A 12,889-nucleotide genomic window follows, 5' to 3' on the forward strand; every position below is an offset into this window, starting at 1 on the left:
TCTGTTTTCCTCGAAAGGGCGTACACACGGCCTCGCCCGGAAGGAAAACGTGGACATGAACCCTGTGCTGCTGCGGTTGGCGCTGGCCTTGCTGTTGCCCGTTGCAATCTCCGGGTGTTCGACGATGTCCATGGGCTCTCGTCCCGAGACACCCGACGGCGACAAGTGCCTGAAGCTGTACGAGCAGGTCGATGCGCGCATCGATTCCGCGGGCGTGGGCGACGCGAGCTATCACCGCATTCCCGGCTTCCCCTATCTGCGCAGCGACCGCTACTCCGCGTCGTTCGCGCAGCAGATCCCGACGATGGACGCGTTCTGGGAATGGGTGGGCTATCTGCGCGCCAACGAGGACGAGTCGCGCGAGGTCGAGCTGCGCAACCTCAAGATGACCAAGGAGGAGTCCGCCTCGCTGCTGCTCGACATGCGCGCCTGCGGCGGCTGGCTGCGGAGCTGGGAACTCGAGGACGCGGATTTCCGCGACAAGCTCGTCAACGCAGCCGCGGTTCCCGACGACTATTCCACCGCGCAACGCGTCGCCGGCCTGTATCCGCTGGCGGTGCCTTTCCTGAAGCGCTCCATTGAAAAGGAACGCGAGGCGACCAGGTCCGCGTTCGCCGCGAAGCTCGAAGATCCCGCGCAGCCTTCCGGCATGATCCTGTGGAAGCCGCAGGCCAACCCGGAGGCCGAGTACGAGGCCGGCACCATCGATCTGCGCAACAAGCCGCGCGACCTGCTGGGTCGTATCGGCCTGTTGTGGTCGGAGGTGGTGCACATCGCCTACACGCACGCGCCAGAGATGTGGATCGAAACCGTCGGCGATTACGACAAGGTCGGCGCGCCGGTTCACACCGCCAACGGGCCGGACGTCGATGTGCACAAGCCCACCGTGTACTACCTGCCGGGACTGACGCGCTTCGGCGGCAAGAGCCTGCTGCAGATGAGCTACTTCATCTGGTTCTCGGAGCGGCTGCCGCAACAGAAGAGCGATGGCCGGGCGGGCACGATGGACGGCCTGATCTGGCGTGTGACGTTCGACGAGCAAGGCCGGCCGTTGATGCACGACAGCGTTCGCGTCACCGGCGACGATCATTTCGGATTCGTGGCGCAGCCGGTGCTGCAAGCGCGCGACGATGCGTTGCCGTCCGTGATGTTCCCGCAGAAGCAGATACCTGCGGGCGAGATGGCGGTGCGGCTCAGGACAGGAACGCATGCGGTCGTTCGTCTGGTTCCCGCGGACGAGGCGAAGGCGAGCAAGCAGGCCTCGTACGATCTCAGGCCTTACGACGAGCTGCTGAATCTGCCGGATCCTGCAGGCGGTACCCGCAGCCTGTTCGATGTCGCCGGCTTCGTGCCGGGCACCGAGCGCAGCGAGCGGTTCTGGATCTGGTCGAGCGGCGTGCGCAACGCGGGTGCCCTGCGGCAGTGGGGACACCATGCGACGACCACCGTCGGCCGCGCGCATTTCGATGATCCCTTCTTGCTCGAGCAGCTGTTCGTGGTTCCGCCCGGCGCGCCGGCGCCGGTGACCGGCGTCGTCAAGGGCGGCGTGCTCGCGCCGTAGCGATCTCGCGACGAACCCCGGCGCGTCGCGCCGGGGTTCCATTTACTGGGGTTCGGTCAGCGGCGCGGCAGAAGACGGATCGGAATGAGCGGCGACGCGATACGCGAGACTCGCGCCGGCGATCGACAGCGCGATCAGCAGGATCGGCCCCATCACGATCAGCACCGGCATCACGCGCCGCATCCGCGTGTTCATCGAACCGGGACCGACGGGGACGCGGCGGGAAATGACCCAGGCCACGGCGAGCGTGATCAGGATCGCCACCACCATGCCGGCCATCGTACCCAGGGACACCAGCGCCCAGGTCTGCATCGCAGCGCCTCGATCGCTCTGGTGCCGGCTACGACGAGCAGCTCACGCTGATCGCGCGCGCCCACTCCGGCGGCTGCGCGGCGTAGGACTCGAATTCCGGCTGTTCGTCGAACGGCCGTGACAGCAACTGGAACAGGCGATCGACTTCCGTGTCGATGCCGTGCTCGGACTGCTCGATGGCGGCCTGCAGCAGGTGATTGCGCAGCACGTACTTCGGATTCACGCGGTTCATGCGAACGGCGCGCGCAGCGTCGTCGGTGCTCTCGGCCTGCAGCCGGGCGCGATAGCTCGAAAGCCAGGCGTCGAACGCGGCCACGTCGGTGATCTCGTCGCGGATCGCGGGCGCCGCGTCGCTCGTCGTGGACACCTGGGCCAGGCCGCGGAAGCAGCGCGTGAAGTCGTTGCTGCCGCGATCCAGGATGTTCAGGAACAGATTGACGAGATCGCGGTCGCCCTCGCGCACCTCCTGGAACCCCAGCTTCGCGCACCAGCCGCCGAGCACGGCATCGGCATAGGCCGCCGGATAGCGGCCGAGAATGCCCTGCGCGATCTCCACCGCCTGCTCGGGCTGCTCGTGCAGCAGCGGCAACGTGGCCTGCAGCAGTTTCGAGCTGTTCCAGTAACCGATGCGCGGCTGCTGCTCGTACGCGTAGCGCCCGGCTTCGTCGGAGTGGTTGCAGATGTGTCCGCTGGCGAATCCGTCGAGGAATCCGAACGGGCCGTAGTCGATCGTCAGCCCCAGCGCCGACATGTTGTCGGTGTTCATCACGCCGTGGCAGAAGCCCACGTTCTGCCACTGCGCGGTCAGTCGCGCCGTGCGCTCCACGACTTCGGTGAGCCAGGCGGCGTACTTGTTGGGGAAGTCCGCGAACTGCGGGAAGTGATCGCGGATCAGATGATCCGCCAGCGGCGCAAGCATCTCGTTGCGCTGCTGGTAGTAGAAGAATTCGAAGTGCCCGAAGCGCACGAAACTCGGCGCGATGCGGCACACGATGGCCGCACCTTCGATCTCTTCACGTCGCACCGGATCGGGCGAGGCGCTCAGGCTGAGCGCGCGCGTCGTCGGAATGCCCAGTGCGTGCATCGCCTCCGAGCACAGGTATTCGCGAATGCTCGAACGCAGCACGGCGCGGCCGTCGGCAAAGCGCGAATACGGCGTATGGCCCGCGCCCTTGAGCTGGACCTCGAACAGTTCGCCGCCGGCGTTTCTCACCTGGCCGAGCAGCATCGCGCGGCCATCGCCGAGCTGCGGCACGAACGTTCCGAACTGATGCCCCGCGTAGACGGTGGCGATCGGCGTCGTGTCCGGGCGCGTCGCGTTGCCGGACAGCATCGCCAGCAGGTCGGCGTCGCCCGCCGACGAAGCGGGCAGGCCGAGTTGCGCCGCGAGCGGAGCGTTGAAATGCACCATGCGCGGTGCGGACAGCGGCTCGGGCGCGACGCGCGAAAAATAGGCGTCCGGCAGCTTCGAAAAATGATCGACCCAGTCGAGGCCCAGCAGGGGATTGCTCATGCCCGCATTCTGCGCCAGCGTCGCCACCTGCGATACGATTTCGCCATTCCGATCCAGGTGCGTCGCATGACTCTGAACAAGCTTTCGCTGTGGGGGATCCTTGTCCTGATCGCGGACATCTACGCGATCATCAGCATCGTCGGCAGCCGGTCCGAGCCGCTGAAGAAGGCGCTGTGGATCGTGCTGATCCTGCTGCTGCCGGTCGTCGGATTCGTGATCTGGTACCTGCTCGGGCCCAAGACCCAGAAGTAGCCCGGACGAAGTCCGGGGCGCCGTTCACAGGTCGACACCCCCGGACTTCGTCCGGGCTACGGTCTGCGATACGGCTGCACGCAGCTCGGCCGGCGTGATGTGCGCGGGCGTACGACTGGCCCCGATCATCTCCACCAGCTTCGCGTTGACCGGCGTCGCAAACCCGCTGTCCCGCCCGAGCCGCACGACTTCGCCGTTGAGCTGCTCGACCTCGGTGGCCTTGCCTGCCTCGACGTCGGACACCATCGACGGATACGCGCCCTCGCGCACGCCGTTGCGGTACTTGGCGAACCACCAGGGCAGCGGTCCGCCGTGCAGCAGCGCCCAGCGGTACGCGCCGTAGGGCAACACCAGCGGCAGCTTCCACGGCAAGTGGGATGCATCGAGTGCGCCGGTCGCCTCGTCGAGCACGGCGACGTAGACGCGACGCAGATCAGGGTCGAGGAACAGGTCCTTGAACGTCGTGCGCGTGAGCGCGCAGATGGCGTTGGCCAGATTGATCAGCAGCTTTCCCCAGACGGCCGCGTCGCCCGGAGCGGCCTTCACGATCATGCCGGTGCCGCCGAATGCAGCGAGCAATGCGGCGTCGGCGTCTCCGAGCACGATTTCCGCACGCGTCGTGAGACGTGCGTGCAATGGGCCGAGCAGCTGGCCGTTCATCATCACGCTCATCGGCACCACGCGCGCGCCGGGACGGCGCTCGCGCAGCAGCCGCAGCGGCGCGTAGCCGTTGAGCGTGGAGACCAGCGTGCACGTGGACGGAATCGGATCCGGCAACTGATCGACCAGTGCTGCGAGATCGGGAAACTTCACGCCGATCACCAGTGCCTGCACGTCGCGCAGGTCGAGCGTCGTCACCGATGCCGGACGCGCGGCGGTGAGCGACGGTCGTGCATCCGGAAAGTCGGTCCGCACCTGCGCGATCGCGTCGAAGCGCGCGACATCCCTGGCGCGGGCGTACAGGCGCACGTCGCGGCCGGCGGCGGCCAGATGCGTCGCCAGGATCGTGCCGACTGCGCCGGCGCCGACGATCAGGATCATGTGCCGTCCTCCTCCCCTAAGATGTCGCCATGATCGCCTGTCCTGCTTGCGCTGCCGACAACCCGGACGGGTCGCGCTTCTGCAACCAGTGTGGTGCGCGCCTGGGTGACTCCCCCGCGCCGAGCGCCGCGCGGGCCGGCTACACGCCACGCCATCTCGTCGATCGCGTGCTCAAGGACCGCTCGGCGATGATCGGCGAGCGCAAGCGCGTCACGGTCCTGTTCGCCGACATCAAGGGCTCCACGCGCCTGGCCGAGCAGGCAGGGGTCGAGGCCTGGCACGCGATCCTCGACCGCTTCTTCGGATTGCTCGCACACGCAGTACATCGCTACGAGGGCACGATCAACCAGTACACCGGCGATGGCGTGATGGCCTTGTTCGGCGCGCCGATCGCGCACGAGGACCACGCGCAGCGCGCCTGTCACGCGGCGCTGGAAATGCAGGCCGCCGTGCGCGGATTCGCCGATGAACTGCGTCTCGAGCGCGGCCTGAACCTGACCTTGCGGGTGGGCCTGAACACCGGCGAGGTGGTCGTCGGGCGCATTGGCGACGACCTGCGCATGGACTACACCGCGCAGGGCGCCACGGTGAATCTGGCGGCGCGCATGGAACAGATCTGCGAGCCCGGGCAGGTGTACCTGTCGCGCGCCAGCGCGATCCAGGTTGAAGGCGCGTTCGCGCTGCGCAGCCTGGGCGCCACGCGCGTCAGCGGTGTCGAGCAGGCCGTCGAGGTGTTCGCGCTCGAAGGCCGCGGCGAACACGGATCGCGGCTGGCGCGTCGCCTGGCCGACGGCGTCGCCCCGTTCTTCGGCCGCGAGGCGGAACTCGCACGCCTGCAGGCCTGCATGGCCGAGGCCGCGAGCGGTTTCGGTCGCGTGGTGGCGCTGACGGGTGCCGCTGGCATCGGCAAGTCGCGCCTGTGTCACGAGTTCCTGGCCTCGGCCGAGAAGCGCGGTGTGCGCGTGCATCGCGCCGCCGCGTCGCCGTACGCGCGACATCAGCCGATGGCCGCCCCGCGCGCGCTGTATCTGTCGCGCATCGGCTGCGAGGTGGGCGCGGACCCCGAGGACGTTCGCCGCTGCATCGAGTCCGATCTTCCCGAATCGGTGCGCAACCGTCCGGGCGCTCTGGCGTTCGCGATGGAATTCGCCGGCGTGGGCAAGCCGGGCGAACTCAACGAAACACTGGCGGCGAGCCTGCGCGATTCGATGATGAGCCTGCTCGCGCACTACCTGCCCAAGGTGACCGAACCGCAGATCCTGCTGTTCGAGGACGTGCAGCACCTGGACGAACTCACGCTGGATTTCGTATGCCAGCTCGCGGAGGCGGTGGCCGGCACGCCGACCTTGCTGCTGCTGAGCTGGCGCGCCGACGCAGCGCCCGGAAAGCTGCTGGAGATGGGCGAGACGCTGACCCTGGGCCCGCTCGACGGCGGTGCCCTGAAGCGACTGGCGGCCGCTTCGCTCGGCTCCGACGCCTCGGTGGGGCCGCTGGTCGCCCGCATCGCGGAACGCAGTGGCGGCAATCCCTTCTTCGTCGAAGAGGCTGTGACCGCGCTGGCCGAGACCGGGCAGCTCGCCGGATCGCCCGGCGCGTATCGACTGGTGAAGGCGGTCGATCAGCTTCCGATTCCGGATTCGGTGCATGCGCTGATCGCCGCGCGCATCGACCGCTTGCCGGAATCGCACAAGGCCTGGTTGCAGGCCGCGTCGGTCGTCGGCGCCGACTTCGATGCGGCCCTGCTCGCGGTCGTCAGCGAAGGCACGGACGACGCGGCCAGCGCGCTCGACGCGCTGGAGTGCGCCGGCTTTCTGCAGTCGTCGGGCGGCAATGGACGCCGCTTCGCGCAGCCACTGCTGCGCGAGGTCGCCTACGGCATGCAGCTGGAGAGCCGTCGCGCGCGCATGCACGCACGCCTGGCCGAAGCCCTCGAAGCCCGCTGCGGCAACAACCCGGTGCAGGGCAGCGCGCGCAGCATCGCCGAGCATTGGGCCTTGGCGGGCAACTGGGCGCGCGCCGGACAGTGGAATCTGCACGCGGCGCGCTGGTTCGCCGCGCGCGACACCCGCGTCACGGCGGAACAGTACCGGCAGGCGCTGGAGCATCTGGATCGCGCGCCGTTCTCACCCGAGGTGCGGCGGCTGCGCATCGCCGCACGCGCCGGCCTGATCCGCCAGGCGCAGTTCACGCTGCTCGACGAGGACTCGGTCAACCGCGCCTACGCCGAGGCGCGTGCGCTGGCCGAGGAGTGCGGCGATCCGTTGTGTGCGGCGGAGCTGTCGATCTCGTACGGCGCCGACCAGCTCCAGCGCGGTCGTGCCGAGCTGGCGGCAAAGCTCGTGGAGGAGGGCGTGCGGCTGTGTCCGGACGATCAGCGCGCCGCGGTCGCAGCGCGCTTCCGGCTGCCGATCCTGCTGTCGTTCGGATCGATTGGCCGTCTGCGCGAAGGCATCGAACTCGCCAACTGGGCCAGCGGCGACGCCTGGCTGACCGGTCCCGTGGAGCTGGAAAACACGCTGTCGCGTGGCTTCGTGTCGATCCAGTTCGCCTGGGGCGGCGAGCTGCAGCGCGGGCGCGACGACCTGGATGCCGCCTTGCGCCTCGCCGAGCGCGACGGGCGCATCGCGAGCTGGATGCACGGGCTGCGCGTCGAGATGGCCTGGTTCTCCGGGAATCTCGACGGCGTCCTCGAGGAGGCGGATCGCGCCGTGGAACAGGCCGACGTGGTCGCCACCGCGTATTTCCGGGCGCTCGCGCTGCGCGGGCGCGGGCAGGCGCTGACGTTGCTCGGCCGGCACGAGGAAGCGATCCGCACCTTGCGCGAATCGCTGCCGCTGACGAGTCGCGGTGCGGGGGCGTTCCAGTTCCGGGCGCATCACCGTGCCGTGCTGGCCGAAGCCCTGCTCGGCGCCGGGCATATCGACGAGGCTGCGCAGGAAGCACAGGCGGCGGTGGCCAACGCGCAGGCGTCCGGCGCCAAGCTGTGGGAGCTGCGCGCCTGGATTGCGTTGCTTGCCCTTCCGGCCGAGGTGCTCGACGACGCTGCCGCGCAGGCGGGATTCGCTCGAGCCTACGAACTCGCGCGAACCATGTCCGCGCGCGGCGTGGAGCCGCGGCTCGACGAATGCGCGGCCCTGCGGCTGCGGGATCACGCCGAACGGACGCGCGCGCTCGAAGCCGTCGCGCAGGGATACGAGCGGATCGGAGCGTTCGCGCACGCGCGGCGCGTCCGCGCACGCCACCCGTAGCCCGGGTTTCACCCGGGCTACGCTGCCTCGCGCATCTCGCCGAAGCGGCTTCCAAGTCAACGGCTAACGCAAAGGGAACGGAAAGGCGCAGAGGATTTTCCGGATGTTCCTTTGCGCCTTTCTTGGCTGTTCTCTGCCTCCTTGCGATAGCCGTTCTCGCTTCCAGGCCAACGGCAATCCGTAGCCCGGACGAAGTCCGGGGCCCCGCCTCCGGAGCGCACCCCGGACCGGCTCAGCGCTGCATCTGCTCCAGGATTTCCGCGACGCGCTCGCCGAGGAACTTGTTGGCGGACTTTTCCAGCGCCCGCGAAACCTCGGCCTCGACCGCCATCATGGCCAGCGGGCGCAGCCGCCAGATCGTTTCCGCCAGCTTGGGTACGTCCTCCGGCGGCGGAAGCTGGCCTTCGCCGTAATGGTCGAGCAGGCGGGCGATGAGCTGCACCATCTGGTCGGCCACGCGCTGCACGTTGGCACGCAGGCCCTCGATGACCTTGAGCAGGTCCTCCAGCGGCATGCCGGCCTTGGCCAGTTCGGCGCCGGCGATCAGCATCTTCGGGCTCGGCGCCCGGTAGCGCAGGCCGTCCGGCTCCAGCAGGCCCAGCTCGATGACCTTCGCCAGCGTGCGCGGATTGAACACGATGCCGAACATCTTCAGCAGCTCGGGCAGCGTGAAGTGGCGCGGCTGCTCGGCCGACCAGGGACTGGCGATCGCGCGTTCCAGGCCCACGATCTGGTGCAGATCATGACCGCGCTCCAGGGCGTCCAGCAGTTCGGCGATGTTGCCCAGCGTGTAGCCGCGCGACAGCAGGCTGTTGATCAGGCGCAGGCGCGCGAGGTGATCGCGGGAATACCAGCCGGTGCGTCCGCGCTTGAGCGGAGGGGGAAGCAGTCCCCGGTCCTGGTAGGCCCGCACGTTGCGCACGGTCGTACTGGCCTCGCGCGCGAGTTCGTCGATCGTGAATTCGAGTTCGTCGCCGCCGTGGGACGTGGACTTCTTCGTGGACGGCGTGCGGCGCGCGGCGATCGTGCTGGATTTGGGGGCCATGCCGGAAATGTAAGCGCTGGCCGCTTCGCTTACCAAGGCTCTCGTCTTTCCGGATAGCGGGCCGGCGCATGGGGGGAGCCGAGCGGATCCCTCGACACCAGACCGCCTGGCGGCGTTATCGGGCACCCACGGAGGCTGCGAGCGCCCGGGAAGGATCAAGGACACCCTGGACGACCGCGGCCTTCCATTCGCCGGCCGCCAGAGGCGGACGGCGTCCCGCCAGCTGCCAACCCGCAAGCCGGCCCGCAGCCGGTAAGCTCTGCGCGAGGGAAGGGAAGGTACCCAAGGGATCGATCGCATGCGGACACTCGTCACGCTTTGTCTGGTATTGCTCGGTGTGCTTCCGGTACGCGCCGCCGACACGGTCGAATCCATCACGGCCTGCATGAAGGCCAACATTCCCGAGGCACTGCAGGTTCGCGAATTCGAGCTGGCCACCGCCGACAAGACGGGCGGCACGCGCACCCTGGTCGGCAAGCTCCACGCGCGGCTCGAGAAGGGAAAGATCAACGCGATGATGCGCATCCTGGCGCCGTCCGACATGCGCGACGCCGCCTACCTGGTGCGGGAGTCCAGCGAGCCGGGCAAGGAAGAGGAGATGTACGTCTACATCCCGGCGCTGCAGAAAGTGCGGCGCATCACCGGCGGCATGAAGGACAGCTCGCTGTTCGGCACCGATCTTTCGTATTCCGACGTCAAGCAGATCACCTACGCGCTGTCCGGCGGAACGCTCAAGCTCGAGCGCACCGAGAACCTCGAGGCGCGCCCGGCCTGGGTGCTGTCGATGGCTGCGGACGTCTCCGCCGGCGCGCGCTTCGACAAGGTCTACGCCTGGATCGACCAGAAGAGCTGCATGGTGCTCAAGGCCGAGTTCCAGCAGGGCGGCGTGGTGCGCAAGCGCTTCACCAGCGCCGCCAAGTACCTCGCCCAGTCCGGGCCCTACTGGTACATCACGCAGGCGCGCATCGAGGACCTTCAGGAAAAGACGCACACCGAGTTCAAGATCACCGGCCTGCTGAGCGACAAGGACCTGGCGGACCGGCTGTTCAATCCGCGGGCGTTCTACCTGGGGAATTGATCTGAGCGGATCCGCGCGCCCTTGAACACCTTCGACAAGCTGCTCGAGCTGGTGGCGCGGCGGCCGGCGTTCATCCTGCTGCTGGTCGTCGCGGTGTCGATCTACTCGGCGTTCCGGCTGATCGAACTGCCGGGCTTCACATCGCGCCTGAAGCTGGATCCGTCCACCGAGACCCTGTTGCCCCAGGACGACGAGGACCGCCAGGTCTTCGAGCGTGTTCGCGACACCTTCGGCGATGCCGACGCGGTGCTGATGTCGGTGCGTCTGGAGCCGATGTTCACGCCGGAGAACATGGCGCGCATCGACGAACTCACGCAGCGGCTGCGCAAGTTCCCCGGCGTCAAGAGCGTGTTCTCGCTGGGCACGGCGCCCAACGTGCTGGCCGAAGGCGACGATCTGGAGGTCAGCACGTTCACGCAGCAGGCCGCCAACGATCCGGCAGCGGTCAAGCGCTTTCCCGAACAGATCGCCGCCAATCCGATCTACCGCGGCGTGCTGGTGGCCGACGATGGCGTGCATACCGCGCTGGCGATAGGCCTGGACGCGCAAGGCGAGGAGCTGTTCCGCAAGCAGGACTACGCGAAGCAGTTCCGCGACATGGCGCGCCAGATCACCGGCAGCCAGGAGGTGTGGCTGGCGGGCAGCCCGGTGGTGAAGGCGGCGAGCACCAAGGCGATGCTCGACACGCTGGTGTTCAGCGTGCCGATGATCTACGCCATCACGGTGCTGATGCTGTACCTCGCGTTCCGCAGCGTGCGCGCCACGCTCGCGGTGGTGACGACGGTGACCGTCGGTCTGCTTTGGACGGCCGGCACCGCGGTGAACCTCGGATATTCGCTGAACCTGGTGTCCATCATCACGCCGCCGCTGGTGATCACGCTGGGCCTGGCGTACTCGATCCACCTGCTGTCCGATTATTTCTCCGTCGCCGCGAACAGCGCCGAAGAGCGGCGCCAGCGCGTGCTCCACGTCATGGGGCGCGTCGGGGCCGGCCTGCTGCTGGCCGGCGCCACGACGATCGCCGGCTTCCTGGCCCTGATGCCCAACGCGCTGCCGGCGATTCGCGAGTTCGCGATCCTGTCGAGCATTGGTGTCGTCTATCTGAGTTTCCTGATCCTGCTGTTCCTGCCGGCGCTGCTCGACCTGATGCGCTGCGGCAGGCATCCGCGCGAACTCGGGGAGAAGACGGCGCAGCGCTGGGCCGACAAGATCGCGCTGTTCGACATCAAGTGGCGGCGGCCGATCATCTGGATCGCGCTGATCATGGTGCCGCTGAACCTGTGGCTGGCGTCGGGCATTCCGATCGGGACGGATTACATCAAGGCCTTCCGCGAAGGCAATCCGGTACGCGAGGAGTACGAGGCGATCAATCGCAGCTTCAACGGCGCGAACATCGTCTCCGTCGTCATCGAGACGCACGTCAACGACGCCCTGACCGATCCGGAACTGGTGCGCGGCATCGATGACCTGCAGTCCTGGCTGCGCAAGCAGCCCGAAGTGGGGCAGACGATCTCCTACGTGGATCACCTGAAGCTGCTCAACCAGAGCCTCAACAACGGCGATCCCGCGTATTTCTCCATTCCCAACGATCCTGCGGCGATCAAGCAGCTGCTGGTCTTCGCCGGTGGCGACGACATCCGCCGCGTCATCGATGCGCGATTCCGTTCGGCGCTGGTCACGGTGCGTATCAAGGTGGGCGACTCGATCGAGATCACGCACTTCATCGAGCGCGTCGAAAAGCGGCTCGCGCAGCTGCAGCCGCCGCTCAACGGCGCCATCACCGGAACGCCGGTGCTCGCCACGCGCACCGTCAACGCGATCGGCCAGGGACAGTGGATGTCGCTGGCCATCGCCTGCGTTGCGATCTGGGCGATGCTGGCGCTGATGTTCACGTCGGCACGAGCCGGCCTGTGGGCGCTGTTGCCCAACCTCGTGCCGGTCTCGATCTATTTCGGCACCTTGCGGCTGCTCGACATTCCGCTGAATCCGACGAACAGCCTGATCGCGAGCATCGTGCTGGGCGTGGCGGTGGACGACACCGTGCACTTCCTGACCCGGTTCAATCGCGAGGCGCGCGCCACCGGCAGCGAGACCAAGGCGGTGCAGGCGGCGCTGCGCGAAACCCTGCGGCCGACCACGTTGACGACGGTCGCGCTGTGCCTGGGCCTGCTCGCGCTGACCGGCAGCGAGCTTCGCAGCCAGGTGCAGTTCGGCATGCTCGCCTCGTTCACGCTGTTCCTGGCGTGGATCTCCGAGATCGCGCTGACGCCGGCGCTGGGCTCGCGCCTGCGCATCGTCACGTTGTGGGACCTGCTGCGCCTCGATCTGGGCCAGTCGCCACAGCACACCATTCCGCTGCTGTCCGGCCTGTCGCTGCGCCAGGCCCGCGTGTTCGCGCTGATGTCCAAGTTCGAGAGCTTCAAGCCCGGCGAGACCGTGATCCGCCAGGGCGATTTCTCGCGCGACATGTACGTGATTGTCGACGGCAACCTCGAGGTCTGGATCGAACGCGGCGAAGACCGCAAGGTGCTGGCCACGCTCGGCCGCGGCGCGGTGATGGGCGAGGCGGGTTATTTCGGCCAGCGCCGCACGGCGAGCGTGAGCTCGGTGACGCCGGTGCGGCTGCTGCGGTTCGACTCCAACGATCTCGAACGCCTGCGCCGCCGGTTCCCATGGATCGCGGCGACGGTGTTCCGGAATCTCAATCGCGTGCAGGCGGAGCGCCTGGCGCGAGCGACGGCGATGCTGCAGTAATCGCGCACGCTCGATTCCAGAGCCTTGTAGCATCCGCAATGAAATCGCTGCCGCTTGCGGAGTCGTATCGGCCGCCCGGCTTCAA

Annotated in this window: 9 protein-coding genes; 5 read left to right on the forward strand and 4 right to left on the reverse strand. The window is 67.8% G+C overall.

Translation table 11 applies throughout. The features are described from left to right. The first annotated feature begins 55 nt into the window (after positions 1-55). Entirely contained in the window at positions 56-1,561 is a 1,506-nt protein-coding gene (locus tag DFR24_RS00445; RefSeq protein WP_133879391.1) for a hypothetical protein, read from the forward strand. A gap of 42 nt (positions 1,562-1,603) precedes the next feature. Here the strand turns inward: DFR24_RS00445 and DFR24_RS00450 are convergent, their stop codons facing one another. Next, positions 1,604-1,873, reverse strand: coding sequence for a hypothetical protein (locus DFR24_RS00450; protein ID WP_133879392.1), 270 nt, complete (start codon positions 1,871-1,873; stop codon positions 1,604-1,606). 28 nt (positions 1,874-1,901) lie between these two features. Then, the gene (locus tag DFR24_RS00455; RefSeq protein WP_133879393.1) at positions 1,902-3,386 is read right to left on the reverse strand and encodes a protein adenylyltransferase SelO; all 1,485 of its coding nucleotides are present in this window, start codon (positions 3,384-3,386) and stop codon (positions 1,902-1,904) included. Positions 3,387-3,452: 66 nt separating this feature from the next. Between DFR24_RS00455 and DFR24_RS00460 the strand changes: the two genes are divergently transcribed. After that, entirely contained in the window at positions 3,453-3,638 is a 186-nt protein-coding gene (locus DFR24_RS00460) for a PLD nuclease N-terminal domain-containing protein (protein ID WP_133879394.1), read from the forward strand. A gap of 24 nt (positions 3,639-3,662) precedes the next feature. On the opposite strand, the gene DFR24_RS00465 is transcribed toward DFR24_RS00460, so the two are convergent. Next, complete coding sequence (locus DFR24_RS00465) at positions 3,663-4,679, reverse strand: ketopantoate reductase family protein (RefSeq protein WP_133879395.1); 1,017 nt, start codon at positions 4,677-4,679, stop codon at positions 3,663-3,665. A 29-nt stretch (positions 4,680-4,708) separates the two neighbouring features. Between DFR24_RS00465 and DFR24_RS00470 the strand changes: the two genes are divergently transcribed. Further along, positions 4,709-7,927, forward strand: a complete 3,219-nt coding sequence (locus DFR24_RS00470) for an adenylate/guanylate cyclase domain-containing protein (RefSeq protein ID WP_133879396.1) — start codon at positions 4,709-4,711, stop codon at positions 7,925-7,927. 232 nt (positions 7,928-8,159) lie between these two features. On the opposite strand, the gene DFR24_RS00475 is transcribed toward DFR24_RS00470, so the two are convergent. Next, complete coding sequence (locus DFR24_RS00475) at positions 8,160-8,972, reverse strand: MerR family transcriptional regulator (protein WP_133879397.1); 813 nt, start codon at positions 8,970-8,972, stop codon at positions 8,160-8,162. Positions 8,973-9,270: 298 nt separating this feature from the next. Here DFR24_RS00475 and DFR24_RS00480 point away from each other — a divergent pair, with 298 nt between their 5' ends. Both DFR24_RS00480 and DFR24_RS00485 read left to right on the forward strand, forming a co-directional pair. Further along, positions 9,271-10,050 carry an outer membrane lipoprotein-sorting protein gene (locus DFR24_RS00480; RefSeq protein ID WP_133879398.1) on the forward strand — a complete coding sequence of 260 codons (780 nt, stop codon included), beginning with the start codon at positions 9,271-9,273 and terminating at the stop codon, positions 10,048-10,050. Positions 10,051-10,071: 21 nt separating this feature from the next. Beyond that, positions 10,072-12,804 (forward strand): MMPL family transporter, encoded by a 2,733-nt coding sequence (locus tag DFR24_RS00485; protein WP_246051451.1) that lies wholly within the window; start codon positions 10,072-10,074, stop codon positions 12,802-12,804. The last annotated feature ends 85 nt before the right edge of the window (positions 12,805-12,889 follow it).

It is taken from the genome of Panacagrimonas perspica (genome assembly GCF_004364935.1).
Taxonomy (GTDB): Bacteria; Pseudomonadota; Gammaproteobacteria; order Nevskiales; family Nevskiaceae; genus Panacagrimonas; species Panacagrimonas perspica.